The sequence below is a fragment of the Cyanobacteria bacterium GSL.Bin1 genome, from assembly GCA_009909085.1.
GTDB lineage: Bacteria > Cyanobacteriota > Cyanobacteriia > Cyanobacteriales > Rubidibacteraceae > Halothece.
In genome coordinates, this window is record JAAANX010000187.1 from 34,288 (window position 1) to 58,096 (window position 23,809).

General features: G+C 43.7%; 23 protein-coding genes and 2 pseudogenes. 10 read left to right on the forward strand and 15 right to left on the reverse strand.

The window, feature by feature from the left end:
• Positions 1–74 precede the first annotated feature (74 nt).
• The 6 genes and pseudogenes from GVY04_21475 (at position 75) to GVY04_21500 (ending at position 3,948) form a co-directional block, all read left to right on the forward strand.
• Complete coding sequence (locus tag GVY04_21475) at positions 75–443, forward strand: iron-sulfur cluster assembly accessory protein (protein NBD18603.1); 369 nt, start codon at positions 75–77, stop codon at positions 441–443.
• A 35-nt stretch (positions 444–478) separates the two neighbouring features.
• Positions 479–793, forward strand: coding sequence for a 2Fe-2S iron-sulfur cluster binding domain-containing protein (locus GVY04_21480; protein NBD18604.1), 315 nt, complete (start codon positions 479–481; stop codon positions 791–793).
• A 65-nt stretch (positions 794–858) separates the two neighbouring features.
• Positions 859–1,656 (forward strand): TSUP family transporter, encoded by a 798-nt coding sequence (locus GVY04_21485; protein NBD18605.1) that lies wholly within the window; start codon positions 859–861, stop codon positions 1,654–1,656.
• Between the two features lie 90 nt (positions 1,657–1,746).
• Positions 1,747–2,370, forward strand: a complete 624-nt coding sequence (locus tag GVY04_21490; GenBank protein ID NBD18606.1) for a GTP-binding protein — start codon at positions 1,747–1,749, stop codon at positions 2,368–2,370.
• A pseudogene (locus GVY04_21495) lies at positions 2,336–3,692 on the forward strand (ferrous iron transporter B). The gene GVY04_21490 and the pseudogene GVY04_21495 overlap by 35 nt, the downstream one beginning before the upstream one ends.
• A gap of 1 nt (position 3,693) precedes the next feature.
• On the forward strand, positions 3,694–3,948 hold the full coding sequence (locus GVY04_21500; GenBank protein NBD18607.1) for a ferrous iron transport protein A: 255 nt from the start codon (positions 3,694–3,696) through the stop codon (positions 3,946–3,948).
• Between the two features lie 93 nt (positions 3,949–4,041).
• Here GVY04_21500 and GVY04_21505 read toward each other — a convergent pair whose 3' ends face one another.
• Complete coding sequence (locus GVY04_21505; protein NBD18608.1) at positions 4,042–4,251, reverse strand: transporter; 210 nt, start codon at positions 4,249–4,251, stop codon at positions 4,042–4,044.
• A 93-nt stretch (positions 4,252–4,344) separates the two neighbouring features.
• On the opposite strand from GVY04_21505, the gene modA reads away from it, so the two are divergent.
• Positions 4,345–5,172: a molybdate ABC transporter substrate-binding protein gene (gene modA, locus GVY04_21510; GenBank protein ID NBD18609.1), complete on the forward strand. Its 828-nt coding sequence runs from the start codon at positions 4,345–4,347 to the stop codon at positions 5,170–5,172.
• A gap of 38 nt (positions 5,173–5,210) precedes the next feature.
• Here modA and GVY04_21515 read toward each other — a convergent pair whose 3' ends face one another.
• Together GVY04_21515 and GVY04_21520 are read right to left on the reverse strand one after the other, a co-directional pair.
• Positions 5,211–5,465 carry a CopG family transcriptional regulator gene (locus GVY04_21515; protein ID NBD18610.1) on the reverse strand — a complete coding sequence of 85 codons (255 nt, stop codon included), beginning with the start codon at positions 5,463–5,465 and terminating at the stop codon, positions 5,211–5,213.
• 2 nt (positions 5,466–5,467) lie between these two features.
• Positions 5,468–5,734, reverse strand: a complete 267-nt coding sequence (locus GVY04_21520) for a BrnT family toxin (protein ID NBD18611.1) — start codon at positions 5,732–5,734, stop codon at positions 5,468–5,470.
• A 113-nt stretch (positions 5,735–5,847) separates the two neighbouring features.
• Between GVY04_21520 and GVY04_21525 the strand changes: the two genes are divergently transcribed.
• Both GVY04_21525 and modB read left to right on the forward strand, forming a co-directional pair.
• Complete coding sequence (locus GVY04_21525; GenBank protein ID NBD18612.1) at positions 5,848–6,435, forward strand: methyltransferase domain-containing protein; 588 nt, start codon at positions 5,848–5,850, stop codon at positions 6,433–6,435.
• Positions 6,432–8,264, forward strand: coding sequence for a molybdate ABC transporter permease subunit (gene modB, locus GVY04_21530; protein ID NBD18613.1), 1,833 nt, complete (start codon positions 6,432–6,434; stop codon positions 8,262–8,264). The genes GVY04_21525 and modB overlap by 4 nt, the downstream gene beginning before the upstream one ends.
• A gap of 106 nt (positions 8,265–8,370) precedes the next feature.
• On the opposite strand, the gene GVY04_21535 is transcribed toward modB, so the two are convergent.
• Positions 8,371–9,978 (reverse strand): helix-turn-helix domain-containing protein, encoded by a 1,608-nt coding sequence (locus GVY04_21535; protein ID NBD18614.1) that lies wholly within the window; start codon positions 9,976–9,978, stop codon positions 8,371–8,373.
• A 488-nt stretch (positions 9,979–10,466) separates the two neighbouring features.
• Positions 10,467–10,631, reverse strand: a complete 165-nt coding sequence (locus GVY04_21540; GenBank protein ID NBD18615.1) for a CopG family transcriptional regulator — start codon at positions 10,629–10,631, stop codon at positions 10,467–10,469.
• A gap of 653 nt (positions 10,632–11,284) precedes the next feature.
• Between GVY04_21540 and GVY04_21545 the strand changes: the two genes are divergently transcribed.
• Positions 11,285–11,968, forward strand: coding sequence for a dinitrogenase iron-molybdenum cofactor biosynthesis protein (locus GVY04_21545; protein NBD18616.1), 684 nt, complete (start codon positions 11,285–11,287; stop codon positions 11,966–11,968).
• Between the two features lie 106 nt (positions 11,969–12,074).
• Here the strand turns inward: GVY04_21545 and rsgA are convergent, their stop codons facing one another.
• From rsgA to GVY04_21595, 10 genes and pseudogenes are all read right to left on the reverse strand, one after another.
• Entirely contained in the window at positions 12,075–13,127 is a 1,053-nt protein-coding gene (rsgA, locus tag GVY04_21550) for a small ribosomal subunit biogenesis GTPase RsgA (protein ID NBD18617.1), read from the reverse strand.
• 2 nt (positions 13,128–13,129) lie between these two features.
• On the reverse strand, positions 13,130–13,396 hold the full coding sequence (locus GVY04_21555) for a sulfurtransferase TusA family protein (GenBank protein ID NBD18618.1): 267 nt from the start codon (positions 13,394–13,396) through the stop codon (positions 13,130–13,132).
• The gene (gene dnaJ / locus GVY04_21560; protein ID NBD18619.1) at positions 13,393–14,529 is read right to left on the reverse strand and encodes a molecular chaperone DnaJ; all 1,137 of its coding nucleotides are present in this window, start codon (positions 14,527–14,529) and stop codon (positions 13,393–13,395) included. The genes GVY04_21555 and dnaJ overlap by 4 nt, the downstream gene beginning before the upstream one ends.
• Before the next feature lie 103 nt (positions 14,530–14,632).
• Positions 14,633–16,843 carry a molecular chaperone DnaK gene (gene dnaK / locus GVY04_21565; GenBank protein ID NBD18620.1) on the reverse strand — a complete coding sequence of 737 codons (2,211 nt, stop codon included), beginning with the start codon at positions 16,841–16,843 and terminating at the stop codon, positions 14,633–14,635.
• A gap of 115 nt (positions 16,844–16,958) precedes the next feature.
• Positions 16,959–17,714, reverse strand: coding sequence for a nucleotide exchange factor GrpE (gene grpE / locus GVY04_21570; GenBank protein ID NBD18621.1), 756 nt, complete (start codon positions 17,712–17,714; stop codon positions 16,959–16,961).
• Between the two features lie 151 nt (positions 17,715–17,865).
• Positions 17,866–19,086 carry a geranylgeranyl reductase gene (gene chlP, locus GVY04_21575; protein ID NBD18622.1) on the reverse strand — a complete coding sequence of 407 codons (1,221 nt, stop codon included), beginning with the start codon at positions 19,084–19,086 and terminating at the stop codon, positions 17,866–17,868.
• A gap of 132 nt (positions 19,087–19,218) precedes the next feature.
• Positions 19,219–19,785: a DUF2854 domain-containing protein gene (locus GVY04_21580; GenBank protein NBD18623.1), complete on the reverse strand. Its 567-nt coding sequence runs from the start codon at positions 19,783–19,785 to the stop codon at positions 19,219–19,221.
• 251 nt (positions 19,786–20,036) lie between these two features.
• The gene (locus GVY04_21585; protein NBD18624.1) at positions 20,037–20,432 is read right to left on the reverse strand and encodes a response regulator; all 396 of its coding nucleotides are present in this window, start codon (positions 20,430–20,432) and stop codon (positions 20,037–20,039) included.
• Positions 20,433–20,576: 144 nt separating this feature from the next.
• Complete coding sequence (gene speA / locus GVY04_21590) at positions 20,577–22,583, reverse strand: biosynthetic arginine decarboxylase (GenBank protein ID NBD18625.1); 2,007 nt, start codon at positions 22,581–22,583, stop codon at positions 20,577–20,579.
• Positions 22,584–22,914: 331 nt separating this feature from the next.
• A pseudogene (locus tag GVY04_21595) lies at positions 22,915–23,725 on the reverse strand (transposase).
• Between the last annotated feature and the right edge of the window lie 84 nt (positions 23,726–23,809).

The window sequence follows — 23,809 nt, forward strand, 5'->3', positions numbered from 1 at the left end:
TGACGAATGACCAATGACTAATGACCAATGACTAATGACCAATGACCAATGACTAATCCAAAAGGAGACCTCCCATGACTGTTTACTTAAGCGAAAAAGCAGCTTTCAAACTTAAGAGTCTTCTCCGCCAAAACAACGGCGATCGCGTTCGAGATCGAGGGATCCGAGTTGCTGCTGTTCACGGCGGGTGTAACGGCTTTGAATATGCCATGAATATCGTCGATCGCGCTGAAACTGATGATATTGCTGATCAACAATATGACATCAATATCTATCTCGATCGCCCTAGTGCCCCCTACTTAGACGGGGTTGTTATCGATTTTATCGAAGGCTTAATCGAAAGCGGTTTTAAGTTTGAAAACCCCAACGCAACCGAGGCTTGTAGCTGTGGCAAATCTTTCTCTGTCGCAAACTGCAATCCCACGGCTGTGCCTTGCAGCTAATCAACTTAATTCTATTGAAAATAAGGAGAATCATCATGACGACTACTTACAAAGTTCGCCTCATCAAAGGTAAAAAGAAAAAACCCCCCGAAGTTGATGTCACCCTTGAGATTCCTGAAGACGAATATATTCTCGATGCAGCCGAAGAACATGACGTAGAATTACCCTCTACCTGTCGTTCGGGCGGGTGTTCTAGTTGTGTCGGCAGAATGGTGGAAGGAGAGGTCGATCAAGACGATCAAAGTTTCTTAGATGAAGACCAAATTGCTAAAGGTTTTGTCTTACTTTGCGTCGCTTATCCTAAATCCGACTGTACTATTAAAACCCATCAAGAAGCCTATTTGGTCTAGTTTTGTCCATTGAAAATCAATATCGGGGTTAACAGCAGTTAGCCCCGATCGTTACAGAAGCCACCATGATCAAAACTACTTTCGCTTGGAAAAATCTTCTCCCTTTTTTTTGGGGAAGTTTAGTGGGAATAATGGGTGGATTAATTGGTTTGGGAGGGGCAGAGTTTCGATTACCAATTTTGATCCAAATTTTTAGATATCGTACCTTACAAGCGATTATCCTCAATTTAGTGGTTAGCTTAATTACTGTTATTTTCTCATTATTATTCCGTAGTGAAACCATTAGTTGGAATTTGTTATTCGCCAACTCACCCATTATTATCAATATCTTAGCCGGTTCGTTATTTGGGTCTTATATTGGAGTTAACTCTGCAACTCGAATTAACGAAAAACAGTTAAATAAAATTGTTGTTATCTTCCTGATTTTTATCAGTTTTATTTTAATTGGACATGAGCTAATTTTTAATCTGGATACGTGGGAAATTGCCAGCTATTTTCAAATCATCGCAGCCTTAGTTGCTGGTGTCGTAATTGGAATTTTCAGCAGTTTGCTAGGTGTTGCCGGAGGAGAACTCATTATTCCCACAATTATTCTGATTTTTGCGGTTGATATTAAACTCGCAGGGAGTTTAAGTCTTGCCATTAGTGTTCCCACCATTTTAATGGGTTTATTTAAGTATCATCGCCAACATAAACTACGAGAGATTAAATCCGAATCGGGTTTTATTTTGATGATGGGGATGGGATCAATAGTTGGTGCATTTATTGGCAGTTATCTGTTGCAATATTTTGCCAGTTCTATTCTTTATTGGATTCTGGGCACAATTTTATTGATTTCTGCCTTTAAACTAGCAAAGCATTAATCGCTTTACTAAGAAGATATTTTTTGTATTTTGATTGACAGTTTTCTTCAGATAATTTTCGCTACTTTGATAAAAATGGAGGAAGCATAAATGAATTGTTACGATTGCCATCAAAGCTGTCATCCTAAACGACGTAGGGGACGTTGGCATTTCTTAAACTCTCTTTCCCAACCCCGAGCCAAAAATAACGTTTCTGCAGAGGGAACAAAGATTGCACTGGTTGGTTCTCCAAATGTCGGTAAAAGTTTAATTTTTAACTTACTCACTGGAACTTATGTTACTGTTTCTAACTATCCCGGAACAACAGTTGAACTGACAGCAGGAAAAGCGATTATTGCCGGTGAAAAAGTGACGTTTTTTGATACGCCCGGAATGTATTCTCTGCTACCCATTACGGAAGAAGAGAGGGTGAGCCGAGATTTGATTATGAACCAAAAAATGGATTTAATTATTCATGTAGTAGAAGCGAAACATTTAGGGCGAATGCTGAACTTAACACTACAGTTAATTGAAACCCAATTGCCGGTTATTTTAGTGGTGAATATGATTGATGAAGCCGAAAAATTGGGCATTCACCTGAATGAAAATCGACTGACAGCAAAATTAGGCGTTCCAGTTGTTTTGATGTCAGCAGCACGCAAAGTCGGACTTAAACAATTAATCGCTCAACTCACCCACTATGTCCAGCCCACTCTTATATCCGTTACCCATTGAACGTGCGATTTCTAAGATTGAGTCCTTATTAGAAAATCGTACAGATGCCATTTCTTCTCGTAGCATTGCTTTACTTTTATTGCAACAAGATGCGACTTGGAAAGCGCGTCTGCAAAATGAGCCCTATTTCCCAGAAATTGAAAAAATTATAACGGAAACTCAAGCCAAGTTTTCCGACTCTCTTGGCTTAGAAATTGCCCAATCTCGCCATCAACAAGCGATGGCAATTGCCGAGGAAGTAACAACTCACAACACTAAAAAACAAGCGGTAAAGCAGGAGTGGTTACATCAATTAACCACGCATCCGCTTACCGGAATTCCCATTCTTTTTTTAGTCCTCTATTTTGGAATTTATCAGTTTGTCGGAGTCTTTGGTGGGGGAATCTTAGTCGATGGCATTGAAGGCTTTTTTGAGTCGCAAATTAACCCCGTTGTTAATACCATTATTGCAACGATTTTTCCTTGGCAAGTGCTGCAAGATTTATTGGCCAATGAATATGGAATTATTACCTTAGGGATGCGTTACGCGATCGCGATTGTTTTACCGGTTGTTGCAACGTTCTTTTTAATGTTTTCCCTATTAGAAGATAGCGGCTATTTACCCCGCCTTTCCTTATTAGTGGATCGTTTATTTAAAACCATTGGCTTATCCGGGCGATCGATTATTCCCCTGATTTTAGGCTTAGGCTGTGGGACAATGGCAACGCTGGTGACGCGTTGTAGCCCTCCTCTCCCAAGAACCTGCAGCCTTATTGGTTTGGGCGTTAGTGATGATGGGAATCTTTTTAGGCATTGGTTTCTTAGCCGGAAAAGCGGTTCCCGGACAAGCCTCGTGTTTTTACATGGAAATTCCCCCGTTAAGAGTTCCCCGCTTACAAGCAATTCTTACCAAAACTTACGTCAGATTGAAATGGTATTTCTGGGAAATTTTACCCTTATTTATCGTTGCTTCGGTTTTAATTTGGATGGGCCAACTCACCGGTTTATTTAATGTCGTTGTCAGTGGCTTAGAACCGGTTGTGGTGGGGTTAGGTTTGCCTACAGAAGCAGCACCCACTTTCCTTTACGGCTTTTTCCGTCGCGATTATGGGGCAGCCGGAATGTTTGATTTGCATTCCTCAGGCATTTTAGCAGGACAACAATTAGTGGTCGCAGCGGTAACATTAACCCTGTTTATTCCTTGCATTGCCCAACTGCAATTTATGTTCAAAGAACGTGGGTTAAAAACGACGATCGCGATCGCGAGTTTTGTCATTTTCTTTGCTTTCTCTACAGGCTACATTCTCAATCAAATTTTTACCCTCATGGAGTTCAATTTTTAAGATGCTAACGCAAGGTTTTTCTGTTTACTATTCCCCGCTCAACTTTTTAGAAGCACGAACTGAAGGCAAAATTACTGCCATTAGAAATCAAGACGAGGAGATGCTCAATAAATTATTAGCAATGGGACTTTATAAGGGAAGTTATATTACCCTTGAACAAACTTTTCCTGCTTTTGTGATTAAAGTCGGTCAAACTCGCCTTGCCATTGATGAAGAAGTTGCCCAGTCCATTAAAGTGAGAGTCACTTCACCATAATCATGGCTTCAGCTTGCTACGAAAGTAGCAGGAGATACAGATGCGTCCTTTATCATGGGACTAGCCTAAATAATGACAAAGGACGATTTAGAGTTACTCAACCGCGATCGCGACATCCGTTGATTTAATTAAAGCATACGCTTCTTTTCCTTCGACTAACTCTAACCGTTCTGCTGAAGACTTTGTAATCACAGAAACCACTTCTACTCCCGGTGCAATTTCTATTGTGATTTCAGCATTAACTGTTCCTAAATTGACGTTTTTTACCGTCCCTTTAAAAGAATTTCGAGTGCTTAATTTCATCAGTTACTCCTCTGATCATTTAGCTAAATTTACTAGACACTAAGTATTATATACTAACCCCTTAAAAATCACTATATTTTTGGAGAAAAGAACATGAAAAATCGCAAAATTTCCAGTTTTTTGAGTCTTGGTATTGTCTCTTTACTATTCCTAACTGGATGTGAAAGTCCTGAAACCAGTCAATTAGAAAATTCGAGTCAAGAAACTACTGCTAACCAATTAACGGTATCCGCAGCAGCAAGCCTGCAAGATGTCATGAAGGCGATCAAACCCCTTTACGAAGAAGCCTATCCCGACCGAGAAATTGTTTATAATTTTGCCTCTTCGGGGTCGCTGCAACGCCAAATTGAACAAGGCGCACCTGTAGATGTATTTATCTCTGCTGCGGTTGATAAAATGGATGCCCTTGCAGAAAAAGATTTAATCATCACTGAAACGCGACGCGATCTATTAAAAAATCAAATGGTTTTAGTGATTCAAGAAGGCAATAAAGCCCGTATAAATATCACTGATTTTGAAGATTTGAATACAGAAAAAGTTAACTTAATTGCACTGGGAGAACCCGAAAGTGTCCCTGCGGGAAGATACGCCCAAGACGTCTTAAATTCCTTCAATATTGCCGATAAAGTCAATGCGAAAGCCGTTTATGGCAAAGATGTCCGTCAAGTATTAAATTATGTCGCAACGGGAAATGTGGAAGCAGGGATTGTCTATCGCACCGATGCGCAAGTTTCTGATAACGTGGAAATTATCGCCACTGCACCGGAAGAGAGTCATTCTCCTGTTATTTATCCCATTGCGGTGATTAAAGATAGCGATACCCCAGAAACTAGCAAAGAATTAATCCAATTTTTAACCACAGAAGAAGCCCAAGTCGTCTTTGAAGACTATGGATTTGTTCCAGTGACTAATAATCAGTAATCAATCTTTCCAAAACCTAATCGAATCTTTAGTTGTAATCAATGATTTTGATTCAATTCTTCTCTAACGACTCTCCGTAGGGTTTCTTCCAACGATTCGCGGTTTTCTTCAATATATTGCCGTAATGCTTCATTAATCAACGCTTGATAGTCTCCACCTCCTGAAAGATGGACTGAGCGCCGAAACCAATCCAAAATATCATTGTCAATAGAAATGGTGATGCGAGTTTGTCTTGATGGGGTTGGGTCGATTGCCCCTCGTTTTCCTTGACTAAAATCATATTCTGCTTCCATCGCTATCCCTCCTGATATTGTTGTTGTTCTTTCCGAGTTGCTTTCCGCGCTGAAATGAGACGAATTTCATCACCACGCACAGTATAAACAACGACCAAAACCCTTCCTAAAGCATCTATCCCAATGGTGACATATCGTTCTTCCTCAAATCGTTCATCAAAAATTGTAATTGCTAAATCATCTTTAAAAATGGATACTGCATCAGCAAAATCAATACCATGTTTTTTGAGGTTACCAGTTGCCTTTTTATTGTCCCATTGATATTTCATTTCAATTGGAAAGTGTACATTACTGGTAGATTTTAATCGGTCTCAGTAGAAGCGCGATCGCGCCATTGAGTAACCCAGTTGCTGATAGATAACTAATAACATCACCAATCACCATGACTAAAACAAAACGCGACTGGAAAAATTACTACAAAGCAATTGGAGAACGTCCACCGAGAAAGACAATTTTAACCGCCCTTGCTAACTTTGAAAAACCGGGATTTGCCATCGACCTCGGCTGTGGAACTGGGAGAGATACCGTCCCAATTTTAGAACAAGGTTGGACGGTTTTAGCGATTGATAAAGAACCAGAAGCCATTGCCAAATTACAAGCAAAATTTGCCGATCATCCCCAACTCACGACTCAAGTTTCTACCTTTGAAAATTTACAAATTGCTCAACCGGTTGACTTGATTAATGCCAGTTTTTGCCTCCCTTTTTGTTCTCCTGAAGCCTTTCCTAGCCTCTGGAATCAAATCTTTAATGCTTTAAAGAATGGGGGAAGAGTTTGCGGACATTTATTCGGCGATCGCGATTCGTGGCAAGACGGCGGTTTAATTCATTGTCAGACTCGTTCCCAAGTGGAAACCTTACTCCAGCCCTACGAGATTGAACTCCTCGAAGAAGAAGAACATCCCGGAACAACCCCTCTCGGAGAAGACCGCTACTGGCACATTTTTCACATCGTCGCGAAAAAACCATGACTGATTTTTCTCCCATCTGGATCTCCCTGAAAACAGCCATCACGGCAACCCTGATTACATTTTTTATGGGTATCGCGATCGCGCGGTGGATGCTAGGCAATAAAGGAAAAGGTAAGGGATTTCTAGAAGGGATTTTAACTGCCCCCTTAGTGCTTCCACCAACCGTCGTCGGGTTTTTATTACTCCTTTTACTCGGAAAAAACGGCTTCCTCGGTCAACTTTTAGATGCCTTTGGGGTGAGAATTATTTTCTCTTGGTGGGCAACGGTTATCGCTTCGACTGTGGTTGCCTTTCCCTTAATGTATAAAACTGCCTTTGGGGCATTTAAGCAAATTGATGGCAATCTCATCGCCTGTGCGCGCACGCTTGGGGCATCAGAATGGACGATATTTTGGCGGATTCTGTTACCGTTAGCCAAACCCGGGTTAATTGCCGGAACTTTACTGGCCTTTGCCCGGGCTTTGGGGGAATTTGGGGCAACCTTAATGTTAGCGGGGGCAATTCCAGGAAAAACGGAAACCATCCCTATAGCCATCTTTCTAGCAGCGGAAGGCGGATCAATGGATCGCGCCTTGATGCTAGTTGTAATCATGCTGGTAATTTCCCTGGGCGTGATTACTGCTGTAAATTATTGGACCCATGACAAGCCCAATTATGCCTCTCATCATCCCTTGACTCCCTTGTTTGCTAAGTTATCCAGTCGCGCTGCCTCCAAACGCAAACCGGTAAAAAAAACGCCCTTACCCCCAGCGCCCATTGAATTAATCGTTGAAATCAAAAAACAACTCTCCGATCTCGATCTCGATGTTGCCTTTACCACCAACCAAACTCCACTCGGCTTACTGGGTGCATCCGGTGCCGGAAAAAGTACCCTTGTCCGCTGCATTGCTGGATTGGAAACCCCAGATCAGGGGAAAATTATCTTAAATGGGCGGGTGTTATATGATTCCGAAAGAGGGATTAATCTGCCGCCGCGCGATCGCGCTTGTGGGTTTTTATTCCAAAACTATGCCCTGTTTCCTCACCTCACTGTCACGGAAAATATCGCCTTTGCCATGGCAAAAGGAAAACCGCATCGGGAAATCAAGCAGGAAGTAGAAAAAGCCTTAATTGCCGTCAATTTAGAAGGCATGGGCAATCGCTATCCGGGGGAACTCTCAGGCGGGCAACAGCAGCGAGTAGCACTCGCTAGGGCAACAATCAATCAACCGGATATCTTACTCCTCGATGAACCTTTTTCCGCTTTAGATACTTATTTGCGCGATCGACAAGAAAAACTGCTGCGCCAAAACCTCAGTTACTATCAAGGGGTTACCCTCTTTATTACCCATAATCTAGAAGAAGCCTATCGCGTTTGTCCTAACTTACTAATTGTGGATGATGGTAAAGTAATTGCCAATGGGTCAAAACAAGACATTTTTGAACGTCCCCCCAACTGGCGCACTGCCCAACTTACTGGCTGTAAGAACTTCTCTCGTGCCGTGGCTTCCGCTCAAAATCAGATTCGCGCGATCGACTGGGATTGTACCCTCGATGTCATTGAACCGATCCCGCCCTCTCTAGAATATGTCGGTCTTCGCGCCCACCAATTCATCTTTCCCGACACAGAAGAAGAAAGCAATACGTTTCCCTGCTGGCTAGCGACGGTTAGCGAAACCCAACACCGCATGACTCTCTATCTCAAGTTAAATCAACCGGCAAACCATCCCGATGACTATCACTTGCAGGCAGAAGTGTTTAAGGAAAAGTGGCAAGAATTAAAAGCCCGTCCCTTTCCTTGGCCAATCCAACTTTCGGAATTACGATTAATGTTGTTATCCCGTCTTTAAATCAGGTGAGAGACATAGCTGTAATTGGCTGTTGGCGAATCAACCAAACACCTAATAACAAAGCTAAAATATGTCCCTCCCTCAGCGTGAAGATAACGAAAAAGAGTTACGCCTCAATTTGTAAAATCTTCTGCAACTTAATCCGGTCGTTTAACTTGGCAGAAAAGCGACCATTTTCTAAATCTCGAATCCAACTTTGGCTTTTATCGAGATATTGGGCTAACTTTCTTTGACTGAGGCCTAAGCGTTTTCTGGCACTGGCAATTTGTTCGGCACTCAAGGGGAAAGCTTTCTGCTTGCGATGTTTATGACGGGTTTTTTGTTGTTTCTTGTTTTCCCAATGCGAGAGTTGTTCATCCCATTCTGGGGGCAATTCAAATTTCAGAATTCGTGCTTTCATCAGTAAATTCCATTTTCCCCGGGGGGCAGCATCAGTAATACGAGTATCATTACAGGCATCGTTAATCCAAAACTCCATTGCCTCATCTGCATCATCAGGAATATCGCTTAATCTTGCCCACAATGGCTGAATATTTGTTGGATAAGTAACCGGATCAAAAACTGGTTTGATGCCATATTCATTCAGCGATTCTAGGTCACTTTCAAATTTCCGCATCAGTCGTTTGCGGGGTTCTCGACTGAACGTCGCTTCTTTGACTTTATCCTCCCCGTAGGCAACATACATCAATTTCGGAACTGTAATCCGTTGTTCTCTGCCCATTTTCGCTTTGAACAACAGCCACAGCATCATGCGAACTGCCCCTTCATGTTGATGCCAAATCGTCATTACAGTTGAAAGAATAAACTTGGGCAAAGTGCCATATTGATAGAAGGCAACAGATTTTTTATATCCCTGTTTGTTGAGGAAATACTCTGCCCAAGCACCGGCTTTAATCTTAAAGGTCATGCCCACTAAATGCTTATAACCTTGGGCATCTTCCTGAAAGTGATTTTCGATGCCCATCAGATGCCAAATCCGGTCTTTTGCCACCGAAAATGCCTTAATTTTCCCTTGTCGCGGCCAATCAATGGCAGTTAGTAGTTTACAGGGTTGTTGAACTAGAGATTTAATCAAACTCAGTTTGGTGGCTTTATTCAGGTCTTTGCGTTTATCTAACCCTAAATAAGCTTCAATTTGCTTATTGTCAATGGCAAACTCTTGTTCCCAGGGGCGCTCGATCGCGACGGCATAAGCAGCAAAAATCAGATGCAAACAAGCCGCCCGCATATCCATTCCTTCTACTGTTGGTACCGCTTCAATCGAGTTGAGAATCTTGGGATCATTGGACACCACATCATTCGTTAGCCAAAAGTCAATTTTCCCTTTGCCTTGTTTCACCGGACGTTGAAAATAAAGTTGGTCGTCTTTATTCGTTTGCCAGGATACGGCTGACCCTTTTGCTAAAATATTGCAGGCTTCCCAAACCACCATTGCCGTCGCCATGGGATTGGTTTGACCATTGGCAAACAGACCATGCGTATTTAAGACGCGGGGTTCAGCTTTATATCTGCCTTTTTTGGCAGGTAAGGGTAAGGGTAAATGATCCGGACAACTACTCACACACAGCGGATTCTGATTTTTATCCTCACAGTGGTTACACAGCGTCGGTTCCACCCAATATTCCTCTTTGCCATCGAGTTGAATTGCCCCTGTTGGACATTCGGGCAAACAGATACCGCAATGAGTACAATTTTTCGGAATGGTATAAGACATAGCAACTTCCCTTCGCAGACAATTTTTGTACAGACAACACGAGACCAGGCCTCCAAAAGTTAAACGGGTTCAATAACAGCTTTTACTCAGTCAAACTGTTATTGAACCATCAGAAACTACACCGGCTTTAAGAAAAGGTGCTTGTTCTAACCGTAAGTCAAAAAAGCATGACATAATGAAACTGTATCTTCCTCTACATTTTCGATTTTGCTTTTTTCCTTACTGAGACTTTCGAGTTGACTCTTTACTCTTCCTTATTTCTATAAATATTGCTCGATATCGGCAGACAATTTTGTTAAATATGTTAGTTTTTAGCCGTTTTTAAGGATTCTTTATAGTCTTTTAATTTTTTATTTAAAGTGAATCAAACAGATCATTGCTGCAAAATAAAACCTTACAATTGCTCTAGAGTTAATTCAATCTAATTCCCTAGATTCGTCGTAATTAACTCAAAGATAATCCAATATTCAACTGTGTCAAACTCTACTTTAGGGATCCTCTTTATGTCCGTTTTGAGCGGCTGCCTTAGTGCTAGGCGTCCACTCTCGAATCAGTTGCCGAACCACATCATTCATGGAAATATGAAGTTCTTCACAATAACTTTTGAGCTTGAAATATTCTGCTTCTGTTAATCTCAAAGTAAATCTTTTCATGGTATTAATATGACATCAATTTGGCATTCATTACGACTAGCAAGAAACGATTAAATGCCAACATGGTATTATTTTGACACCATTTTGACATCGCTAAATTTTTAACCCAAAAATCATAGAAATGAAATTGAAAATAAACTTAGTGGTTTCAACCGTTGTTTTATTATCTTCTCTAACGGAAGTTTGATGGTAAGCATACAGTTGAAATTGATTGAATTAGTTAAGGATGTACTCAAAGCGCCTCCCTCTGACTTCGTAGGACTCGAAGCTTTAGTTAAGGAAAGAAGGGTCAGTATTTTCGGGGTCTGGGATGAGTATTCATAGGTAAAACGACTAGTATTTTTAACAAAATTGCACTCTGGTCATCCCAACTGATTGGAGCGTAAAGATAAAAGGTCAATCTCTGATCCTGTCGGGAGTAGCTGCTCTGATTCGATTTTGGATGAGTATCATCATAATTTGTTGGTTTCCCGTAGGGTGGCAAAAAAATGCTCGTCCCTTGTGCCAAACCGAATTTGTATTCCTGATTTGAAAACCGTTTGAGAAAGATGAGTACCCTCTTGATCAATTTAATCTCAATCTCTAATGCCTCTTGTTTGATGAGGAGCTGTTATAAGTTCTATACAGACTGATTTTTGCTACAGGAGTTTCCCATGCCAACCCCCTCTATTTCCAATGCAGTCGCCCTGAGAATTGCATTGGCATCTAAAAACTTGCCTCAGCTCTCTCTCCCCAATTTAATTACTGCTTTGCAAACCCAGCTTGATGATGAGGTAACGGAAACATCACTAAGTCAACTAACAGTGACTCAATTAGAACAATCCTTGAGCAATTTTGAAGACGCAGAGATTGACCGCAGCACTCTCAAAGAAGTCCTCCGCATCTTGTGGGGAGAAACTGATGAAGACCTACCGATCATCCCCTATCAAGAAGGAGATTTACCCCACTCAGTAAGAATTGCCGTGGCTTCTAATACGGGAGAAGAACTGGATGGACATTTTGGATCCTGCCATCGTTATTTGATTTATCAGTTAGCAGTGGATCAGATGCAATTGATTGATGTCAGATCGGCAATTGAAGCCGATTTCGCCAAAGATAAAACAGAATTTCGCGTGAACTTAATTAAAGATTGTGCCTTGGTTTACCTGGTTGCCATCGGTGGACCGGCAGCAGCAAAAGTCATCCAAGCCAATATTTACCCCATGAAGAAAGAAGAAGGAGGCGCCGCCAGAGAGCATTTAGCGGCTCTGCAACAGGTACTTGCTACTTCTCCACCCCCTTGGTTAGCCAAAGCCCTCGGTTTAAAGCGCAAGCAACCCCTGGTCAATACGAACTAATCGGTGATCCATTTTGTGTTTAAGGATGAGGGTGCTGAAATTGTCTCCCTTGTCTTCCTTGTCTTCCTGATCTCCTCTGACTGCTCCTTGCCAAACTAACAGACAACTAGAGTTCTTCCGCATCTTCCCAATCTTTACACCATTCCTGTAAATCTTGATTCTGTTGTCGTCGCGAGTCCCGACGGTACTTTTTACGCTCTAAACGCGGTTCGTAGCGACGTTCTCCTGAGCCTTTCATTTTGACTTTTAAACTCTCCTCCGCATCCGTTGTTTGTTCTCGCTCGATGGATTGCGCGATCGCGCTTTCTAGGAACTCTAAATAGTGCTCATACCGTTCCCAGTCGCCCCGCACGACACAGTTCGGTTCATCTCGATGCAAACAATCACTAAACTGACAGCTCTCCTGAGCTAGGCGTGCTCTGGCTTCAGGAAAATAGTGAGCTAAGGTGGCAGGCTCACAATTGAGATCCGGTTGATTAAAGCCTGGGGTATCCGCTAGCAACCCCCCCTCAGGCAAGTTAAATAACTCCACATGGCGCGTAGTATGGCGTCCCCGTTGCAATTTTCCGGATACTGCACCCACCCGTAACTGCGCTTGGGGAATCAGGAGATTAATCAAACTCGACTTTCCCACCCCAGAAGGACCGGCGAGAATAGTAATTTTATTCCGGAGTTGGTGCTGGAGTGCCTCTAAGCCAGCGCCCGTTTCCACACTGATCAAAAAGGGCGCATAGCCCCAGCCTTGCAAACGACGATTCCATTCCTGTTGTGCCTCTTCCGAAACCAACTCTTGCTTATTCAAGCACAAACATAAATCAATTCCCGTTGATTCGGCTTTCACTAAAAAACGGCTGAGCTGGAATGGTTCCAACGGCGGTTGGGCGAGAGCAAAAACAAGGACTAACTGATTAGCGTTAGCAACCGGTGGTCGATCGAGTTCCGTTTTGCGGGGAAAAACCTTGGTAATCACGCCTCGTTGATCCGTCCAATCCGGTTCTTCCACCACCACGCGATCGCCGACCATGACCTTCTGTCCAATTTTTTTCAAGCGCGATCGACGGGTACATAACAAGCGGGTTTCATCTGTGTCCAACTGTACCTGATAAAAGTTGGCTTGTACCGCAACCACAGTTCCTGTCAGTTGATCTTGATCCGCCATATTTACTCTGCCGAGCGTCGCACCCGCAGTGCAAAAAACTCACCGCGATCGTCAAGACTTTCAATGGGGTAGCCTTCCATTTTCAGGCTATCAGGAACTTGCTCGATCGGTTCGCCGGGATCTAACCAAACTTCTAATAAAGTGCCGGGTTCCATTTGTTCTAAACGGAGTTTCGTGCGCACAAAGTTAATCGGACAAGGCGTTCCTCGTAAATCTAACTCAGCATCAGGAAGCGATTGTGGATTAGTAGAAGAAATTGACTGACTCATCCACCAAACACCCGTCCTAAAAATCCTTCTAAGCCACCTTTACCAGTGCTCTCTCCTTTGATCTTAGCGAGCTTTTCCAGCAACTCCCGTTCTTCGGCATTCAAACGGGTGGGAATTTCCACATGAATTGTAATCAACTGATCGCCGCGACTGACGGGATTACCCAGTTTTGGCACCCCCTTGTTTTCCAAAGTGAGCACTGTATCCGGTTGCGTTCCTGCAGGAATATGTAAGTCTTCTTCACCGTCAACTGTATTCACTTTGAAACGACAACCCAAAATAGCCTGTAAATAACTCACTGTAATTTCAGAGTGAATATTGAGTCCATCGCGCTTAAATTCAGGATCCGGTTCAACCGTCAAATAGACATATAAATCACCGGGAGAACCACTACGCAAACCGGCATCGCCTTCTCCAGACACTCGCAGCCGCGTGCCATTATCAACACCGGGCGGAATTGTAATCTTCAGTTTTTTCGTTTCTCGTTTGCGACCAGCCCCGCCACAGCTTTCACATTTTTCTTCAATGACCCGCCCTTCGCCATTGCAGGTGGGACACACTGACACCTGAGCAAAACTGCCAAAAGGCGTGCGAGTGGCTCGTCTCACTTGTCCACTGCCCGAACAAGTGGAACAGGTCGTAGCACTGCTTCCCGGTTTGGCACCACTCCCTTCGCAAGTCTGACAAGTTTCCAGGTGAGGAATCCGAATTTCTTTTTCGCCGCCAAAAACCGCTTCTCGGAACTTAATTTTCAAGTCGAGGCGTAAATCGTCGCCACGGGTGGGTCCGCTTCGACGGCGAGTGGAACCTGCCGCACCAGCACCGCCAAACCCACTAAAGATGGTTTCAAAGATATCGGCAAATCCACCCATATCGGTGGCAAAGTCTTGGTAACTTGCACCACCAGCACCAGCACCAACGCCTGCTTCACCAAAGCGGTCATAACGCGCTCTCGTTTCCGGTTCAGAGAGAACTTCATAAGCGCGGTTAATTTCCTTAAATCGTTCTTCCGCTCCCTCTTCCTTATTCACATCAGGATGATATTGTCGTGCTAGACGACGGTAAGCACGCTTAATATCTTCCTTACTTGCGTTGCGGGAGACTCCTAAGAGTTCGTAATAATCGGCAGCCATAGAGCAGTCGTTTAGTGTATAGTGTTTATCTTAAATAATTATGTCTTCTTTTGAGAGTAGCAAGTGTTGACAAAGGCTTCAATAATGATTCGTTTAACTCTGGTTATTCCACAGCCTCGAAATCATCACTCCAGGATTCGTCTTCTTCCTCAAATTCTTCAAACTCCTCAAAGGGGTTAAAGTCTTCATCGTCAAGGTCAAACCTCGTCTGGGTGTTCTCGCTTGCATCTCCTAAATCTATCGCATCATCAGATGGGGTGGCAACATCGGAACTTTGTGTTTGATCGTCAAATGTGCTAAAAACTGCTTCTAGTTCAGACGTATCTTTATCTTTATTGGCTTTAGGTTGAGGTGGACTGAAAGTTTGATCAGAATTTGTTGTTTCCCTAGCACGGTCAAAATTAGAATGGGTTGTTTCCCGGGTAATCTCTTCTTCGCCAACAGTTTCGTAATCCCGCGACGATGATTCTCCCCTATAGCTACTGCCTTGATTGTATACCTCGGCTCCCATGGTTAAGACAGCTTGTCGATAGCCCTCAAGGCGAGTTTGCAGCACCCCCAGGTCCACTTTCGGATCGTCTAATACTTGCACTAATTCCTCTTTTTTCTCCTCAGCAGCTATTTTGAGTTTTTCTGGAATCAAACCTTCATTATCTCGCAGTGTGCTTTGATGGCTATAGAAGAGACTATCAGCTTGATTACTCAGTTCAATCCGTTGCATCCGTTTGCGGTCTTCTTCTGCATAGTGCTCTGCTTCTTTTTGCATGCGGTCAATTTCTTGTTGAGAAAGACCCCCAGTTTCTTTAATCACAATGCTTTGCTCACGCCCCGTGCCTTTATCTTCAGCAGACACCTTTAAAATGCCATTAACGTCAATGTCAAAGCTAACTTCAATTTGGGGCACGCCTCTCGGCGCCGCAGGAATTCCGGTGAGCAAGAACTTACCTAGGGTTTTATTATCCTTCGCCATTGCGCGTTCCCCTTGCAAAACATGAATTTCAACGGATGTTTGTCCATCACTCGCCGTGGAAAAGACTTGGGAGCGACTGGTTGGAATTGTTGTATTACGCTCAATTACTTTGGTCGAGACTTCACCGAGAGTTTCAATCCCTAAAGATAAGGGAATGACATCTAACAGTAAGAGATCATTCACTTCCTGTTCTTGCCCTAAAACACCGCCTTGAATCGCTGCGCCCAGTGCGACTGCTTCATCCGGGTTAATTGACCGCTCCGGTTCTTTACCATTAAAGAAATCTTTTAAGGTTTCTTGCACCGCCGGAATCCGGGTTGAGCCTCCAACTAACAAAATGCGATCAATCTCTTCTCTGCTTAAGCCTGAATCTTCAATCGCTTGCGTTAAGGGTTGAATCGTCTTTTGGACTAACTCCCGGGAGAGTTCATTAAATTTGGCTCGACTTAAGTCTAATTTCAAGTGTTTGGGACCTAACTCCCCCCCGCCTTTACTAAAAGCGGTAATAAAAGGCAAATTAATTGATGTGGTGGGGCGGGTAGACAGTTCAATCTTGGCTCGTTCTGCGGCTTCCCGTAGCCGTTGCATTGCCATTTTGTCTTCATTGAGATCAATGCCTTCTTGCTCCTTAAAGGCTAAAAGCATCCACTCAACGATGACATTATCAAAATCATCTCCCCCTAAATGATTATTTCCGGCTGTGGCTTTAACTTCAAAAACACCATCTCCTAGTTGCAGAATGGAAACATCAAAGGTACCGCCTCCCAAGTCATACACAAGAACGTTCTGTTGTTGTTCTTGCTTATCCAGACCAAAAGCTAGTGCGGCAGCGGTGGGTTCATTGACAATCCTCATCACATCTAAACCCGCGATGGTTCCCGCGTCTTTGGTCGCTTGCCGTTGCGCATCTGTGAAATAGGCAGGAACAGTGATCACAGCTTCAGTGATAGTTTCGTTCAGATAACTTTCTGCACTGGCTTTCAGAGTTTGTAAAATCATCGCTGACAGTTCTTGGGGCGTGTATTGTTTGCCCCGGCATTTCACATCTACTGTTTGATCTCGTCCCGGAACGCAACGATAAGAAACTCGACTGCGCTCTTGTTCTGTATCTTCCCAGCGTCGCCCAATAAACCTTTTGATGCTGTATATGGTATTTTCTGCATTCGTCACCGCTTGCCGTTTTGCGAGTTGACCCACTAAACGCTCTTGTTCTTTCGTAAAAGCAACAATACTCGGTGTGGTACGCCCTCCGTCTAAATTCTCAATAACTAGGGGCTTGCCGCCTTCTAAAACAGCAAAGCAACTATTTGTGGTGCCGAGATCAATACCAATAACTTTTCCCATGAGCTTTGGAGATAGATGAGGGTTTTCAAAGATGAGTGATGATTGAGAAGTTTACAGAAAGTTTTCCCTCCCGAGTCAGGGAAAGTTACGGAGAGTGAAAAAACTTTCAGTGGATTCAAGCCAGTTGTTCTTCGTTATTGTTATGCTCATTACCACTTTCCTCTGATTCAGTGGTGGGTTCTGGTGCCGCTGCTACCTTGACCATAGCATGACGGAGAACACTATCGCCCAACATATATCCTGATCTCAACTGTTCAATCACAGTGCCTTCAGTATAGTCATTCGTCGGTTCTCGTAGCATTGCTTCGTGGTAATAGGGATCAAAGGGTTCTCCTTCCGGACGCATTTTAGAAACACCGAGGCTTTTGAGGGCTTCGACGAGTTGTTTATAAACCCCTTGGTAACTTTTGTGAATATTTTTTTCGCCTTCAGTTGTCGGTTTGATTTGCGATCGCGCTCTTTCAAAATTATCGACAATTTCTAAAATTTTAGATAAAGTCTCTCGCTTTTCATTTTGTTTAATTTCTTCTTTTTGCGTCTCACTGCGGCGACGGAAATTTTCAAAATCAGCAGCAAGGCGTTTGGCTTGCGCAGTGACAGCTTCTCGTTGCTGGGTTTCTTGTTCTAATTTTTGCTGTAGCGCTTGGATTTCTGCTTGTAATTGCTCTGTGTTCGCTGATTCCTCAGTTTGCTGAGGTTGTTGTTCGCCTTCAGCCTCTAACGATTGAGCCTCTGCTTCTTCGGATTGATTTTCTACGACTTCTGCCGAAACAACTTCCTGCTCTTGGGTTGCCGATTCTACATCTTGCGTTTGTTCTTCTTGAGGAATTTCATTATTCATTGCGTCTTGTTGTTTATGCTCGTCCATCATAATTGATCTTTTTTCACACTCTATCGCATTCTAGATTAACAGTTTTCATCCTCTTCTCAATCAGTGTAACCGGTTCGGTTTTAACAATAAAAAACCAGCATCTAATCCACTTAAAGATGCTGGCAATGATGACAATTTTAGAGGTTTCAATTTAAGGGGCGAGGGCGTGTCCTCGTAGTAAACTACCGACGGTTTTTGCGGTAATTTTCATTTGGACAAAAGGATTGCCAGGGGTGACTGTTTTATAAAGATAGCTATCAAAGGTCATCCGTTGGACATCTTTATCGGAACACATTTCCACAAATGCTTCCCGGCTGGCATCAGAACGATAGAAGACCCGTTGCAGTAAATCAAGAACCAGATAGGTCATGCCATACTGTTTATCCCAGCGTTTGAGGTACAGTTTCAAATCTTTTTCCGTGGGAACGCGCTGTCCATTTTTGGAAGTTTCCACAATGGTTTCGGCGCACATCCGGGCTGATTTGGCAGCAAAGTAGATCCCTTCACCCGAGGATTTCGTCACCGTTCCCGCTGCATCTCCGACGAGAGCAACGCGACCGCGTACCCGATGGGGACGAGGATGTTCCGGGATCGGATGGGCTTCCACTTTAATAATTTCGCCACCGGTAATCCGTTCAGCAGCCCGGGCGCGAATTCCTGCTTGTAGGTCTTTGATCTTGGCTTTATTGACTTTCATCGTACCGGTTCCCACTGCCACATGGTCGAATTTCGGGAAGACCCAAGCATAAAAATCCGGAGACACATCATCGCCGACATACATTTCGGCGAGTTCCTCGTAGTAGCCCATTTTGTTTTCGGGAATCCGAATCCGTTCTTGGAACGCGATCGCGTAATTGTAATCACCCGCATCAATGGCTTTGGCGACACGGGAATTGGCCCCATCCGCACCAATGACTAAATCCACTTGCAAGGTTTTTGCCGTCCCGACAGAACTGCCATCGGAGTGGTCGGCATAGTGCAGAGTGTAAGGCTCATGATCACTTTGCGGTAAGTCTAAGCGATGCACCGTCCCATTAATTAAATTGGCCCCAAGCTTAGCGGCGCGGTTTCTTAAAAAGCCGTCCAGGACTTCCCGACGGCACATACCAATATATTCGTCTTCGTTTTCTAAATTAATATCAACCGTGACATTTGAAGGTGAAATCATCTTCATTTTTCTCACCCGACGATCAATAATTTCGGGCGGGAGATCAAATTCACTGACCATGCAGAGGGGAATTGCCCCACCGCAAGGCTTCGCATTGTCCAGTTTCCGTTCAAATAAATACGTTTCGATTCCTGCTTTGGCCAATACTTCTGCCGCAGACGATCCCGCCGGTCCTGATCCGACAACAGCAACCCTTAACACCAAGGTTTATCTCCTCTACTTAGCTATTGAATACTCACCTTTGGCATCGTACCACGCTGTTTTCCGGTGTTCCCCCCCCAACTCTACAATTTAGGAACATTTTGAAACACTCTTTAACACTGCTCAAACAAATCTTCATATTTCCGGATTGGAGACTTCCGGTTCTGCAATTAAGGCTAATTCGACGCAGTCGGGTTGAGGCTGGCTCAGTTTGACTCGGATATTGGGACCAAAAAAGCGCTCGATTTTTTCTTGCTTTTCTTGCCAAGTCTCCCAAGAGACAAGAGAGGATTCAAACTCTAAAATTAGGGCATAAGCGCCATCAATTGCTTCTTCGCGCAGTCCGGTTAAAATGGGTCGTTCTTCATCGGTTGGGCTGAGTCCGAGGCGTTCTAACGATTCTTCAAGATGCACTTGCTGTCCGTAGCGATAACGGGTAACATCTTTGCGAATTTGATTTTGGGTGGGGGTGGCTTGTTCTTCCCGTAATTTAACCACCTCTGGCGGTGTTTCTTTCGTATAAGGAGTTGGCTTTAATTCCGCTGCCTTGAGGGCGAGTCCGCCTAAAAAAAGGGGAATCCCGTAAAAAAAACCGGCTAAATTGAGAGTGGCATTCCCCGCACCGTAAGCGATAAAGCCCATGATCGCCAGCGTTCCCCCAACAATCATTCCCCATTTTCCTAAAGAGATTTGACCGAGCATCTTGACATTATGGTGTATTGAGCATTTATAGTCTATCGTAGAGCTACGCCAGGAAGATCATAATTTGGGGTTATGGATAAACAAACGCTCATTGAACGAATTCGTAGAATTGAAAGCAAGCGTGAGGTTTTGGTTGACCTAATGGAGCAACCTAACATCGGTAATTTACGTTTAGATGTCAATCAAGCTTTAGAAGAATTAGACGATTTACTCGAAGAATTCAAAGCCACGTTTCCCGAAGCACAATAAAATTAATGGTTATGTCCCAGTTGCTTGATGAGATCAACTAACTCTTCGGTGGATGTTTCTTTCGTGCAGAAGGCATCAATTGGAGCGGATTGGGACATTGCCTCAGTTTGTGCATCTTCGAGGGAGGAGTAGGCAATAATCTGCGCCGTTGAGTATTCTTGCTTAATGGCAGTTGATGCTTGCAAGCCATCCATGACTGGCATTTGTAAATCCATCACCAACACATCGGGAGCGTGTTTTATTGCCATCTCTAGGGCTTCTTTCCCATTACAAGCGGTTCCAACAAGGGTGATTGCCTGTCGGGTCGATAAGACAATTTGCAAAGCGTAGCGAGTTAACTCGTGGTCGTCAGCGATCAGGACACGTAAGGTTTTTTGCTGTGTGGCTGGTTTACTCAAGGCTCACTGGGGGTCACTTAACTTCTAATCATTATGCATTCTAGGCTGGTTTACTGTCACTTTTCCTCTGTCATTCGAGAGAAGTCTTTCCTGATAGTTTCAACAGTCATTTCTTCAGATCGAAGTTAACAGAGGAGGGATAGGCTATTCTCGATAGTTAGCATTGAGATAAGTATAGTTTCCTAGCCCTTGCTGATAATTATTGAGTAAACGACGTGACTCAGGGAGGGAAATTAAGTTTTTTTCTAAGGCTTGTTCGGTATGACGGCGGAGATTTTCCAGTAATTCTTCGCTAGAGTATTGGGTTTGGGCGAGGACTTCAGTAATGGTATCGCCACGGACAAACTGTTCAATTTTGTAGCCTTTGGGATGGGTGCGAATATGCACGACATTGGTATCGCCAAAGAGATTATGGAGGTTCCCCATAATTTCTTGATACGCCCCAACTAAAAACATGCCTAAGTAATAAGGTTGATTTTCAGTTAAGGGATGAAGTTCTAAAAAGTCTTTCGGCTTTTGTCCTTTGGGGTTAATAAAGTGACTAATTTTACCGTCACTATCACAGGTTAAATCAGCTAAAATAGCACGCTTGCTAGGAACTTCATGCAAGCGATGAATGGGCATAATCGGAAAGAGTTGATCAATGGCCCAATGATCAGGCGTAGATTGAAAAACGGAGAGATTAATGTAATAGATGGCAGTGAGAATATTGGCAATTGATTGCAATTCCTCACTTACGGTTTCTTGATGTTTAATAATTTCAAAAACTTTGGCACAACACGCCCAATACAGTTGTTCTGCTCTTGCTCGTTCTTGTAAAGTTAAGTAGCTAAAATTAAATAAACCAATGGCTTCTTGTTTGAATTGAATGGCGTCGTGATAGTGTTCTTGGTAATTTTCGTCGTTAATCAGTGCATAAGTTTCCCAAAGATTGCGAATAATTAAATGTTCTTCTTCTTCGATCACCGGTGGTGGGGTGATGGGCGGTTCATTACTGCCTAAAACATCAAAAATGAGCACCCCTTGATGTGACGCGATCGCGCGACCGCTTTCACTAATTAGGGTGGGAACCGCAATCTCTGCTTGGTCACAAGCTTCTTTGACTTCCGCGACAATATCATTGGCATAGTTTTGCATATTGTAGTTTTTGGAAGCATTATTTTTATTGGTTTTTGACCCGTCGTAGTCAACGGCTAAGCCGCCCCCAACATCGAGATACTTTAAATTTCCGCCTAAAGCAGTGAGTTCAGCGTAAATTTGGGCGGCTTCGCGAATCGCTTCTTTAATCACGCGAATGGAAGAAACTTGCGACCCCACATGAAAATGAAGGAGTTGTAAACTGTCTAATTGGTTGTAAGCTTTGAGGGTTTCGACCGCTTGTAAGATCTGCCAAATCGTTAAGCCAAACTTAGCGCGATCGCCAGTGGAAACGCCCCAGCGTCCTGTTCCCCGCGTTCCCAATTTGGCTCGGATACCAATCACCGGAGAAATGGCTAATTCTTCACTAATTTCTTGGATCAGTTCCAATTCTTCTAACTGTTCGACAACAATAATCGTTTGATAGCCTAAGCGCCGAGAGAGTAATGCTGTTTCGATATACTCACGGTCTTTATAACCATTACAGATTAAGAGGGATGCTTGTTCTTGCTTGGGGCTAGTGGGTAAGGGATTCAGCGTCGCTAAGGCAATCATTAATTCCGGCTTTGATCCCACTTCTAATCCCAGTTGGTGTTTGTTTCCGCATTCGACTAATGATTCGACCAAATGGCGATGTTGGTTACATTTAATCGGAAATACACCACGATAACTTCCGGGATAGTTGTAGCGAGAAATAGCGCGATCAAAACAGGCATAAAGTCGTTCCACGCGATCGGCTAGAATTTCCGGAAAGCGAATGAGAATGGGCAGCCCGATGTTACGTTTTCTCAGGGCAGTGACCAGTTCATATAAATCTAGAGAAGTACCACGATCGCCCTGTGGGGAAACTGTGATATGTCCAGCACGATTGATGGAAAAATAGGGGTCGCCCCAGCCTTGAATTTGATAAATTTGTTCACTCTCTTCGATGGTCCATTCAGGTTGATTTGATTCATTTTTCTCTGAGTTGACACTCCCTTCCAGTGAAGAAAAAGACTGGGGTTGAACAGACATAGCAATGAGTAATGCTTCGTTAACAATTATCTAATATAACGCCAGTTCAGGATACACTAATAAAATTCACCGATGCACGGGAGGCACACGCTCTACCCAAAGAGTGAGCATTGATGAGGAAGAGTGCGTTTAAGTAAGGGGGACTCTGCGAGAAGCCGCTTTGCGCCAATGATGTCAATTCTTTTCAGGATAGTTGCTCTATGAGAGCGCGATCGCGCCGAACTCAATTAGGCATTTACTCGAACTCCTAACTGAATCAGTTCTATATGAACTACACGCAATCCGCCTTCGCCTGAGATTGCGGTTTCTGACGCTTCCTTGCGGTTTCCCGCTAAGGTGCGCTTTCCAATGCGGAGGAAACCTCCGCTTGGGTCGCACCTCTTTTCGCCCCTAGTTGCCTCATGCTTCCGCAGGAGGTAGAGCTAGATGACTCTGCGTCTGACGAGGCACGTCCCGCACCCCGTAACGCCGCCTCAAGCATAACTTGAGATGCGTTTTATATCACGATCTTCGGAATGACCACAATGCTGGCAGTTGTGAACTCGGTCATTTAGGGTCTTTTTGGTGAGCTTCCAACACTTAACACAGCGTTGAGTGGGTTTAACCGTTCGAGTTGGGATTTCGGTGTAGACACCACCAGCTTCCTCAACCTTATATTTGATGTTGTCTTTGTCTTTGGTCATTCCAATGGCAACATCAAGCAGAGAACGATTGAGACCAGTTTTCTGTTTTTTACCCTTGCTTTTAGCCTTGCGGGTCATCCCTTTCAGATTAAGTTTTTCTGTAGCAACCAAGCTATTATCGCTAACTATTTGTGCTGCTACTTGATGTGACCAATCCTGTCTTTGATTAGAAACTCTACGCTTAACCTTGCTGATCTGCTTTTGATGCTTCTTCCATCTCCGTGATGCTCTGAGCTTTCCTTTTTCTGGACGACGTTTTCGTCGGAGCTTTTTAGAAAGTTGATTGACTTGCTCTTGAGCTTTGGCTTGAAACTTTGGGGCTTCTATCAACTCACCGTTAGAAGTAGCAACTGCTACCTTACACCCAAAATCCAAACCGATTGCTCCTTTTCCTGTTGCCCTCGTTGGTTCGCACTTAACTGTAATCGAGGCAGACCAGTCTTTTCCATCCCAAAAGATGGTACAAGTATTAGCAGTCCCCCAAGTTCTTGCTTGACCTCGCATTTTGATTTTTAATCCCAAGTCTTTGAGCTGAAGATAGCC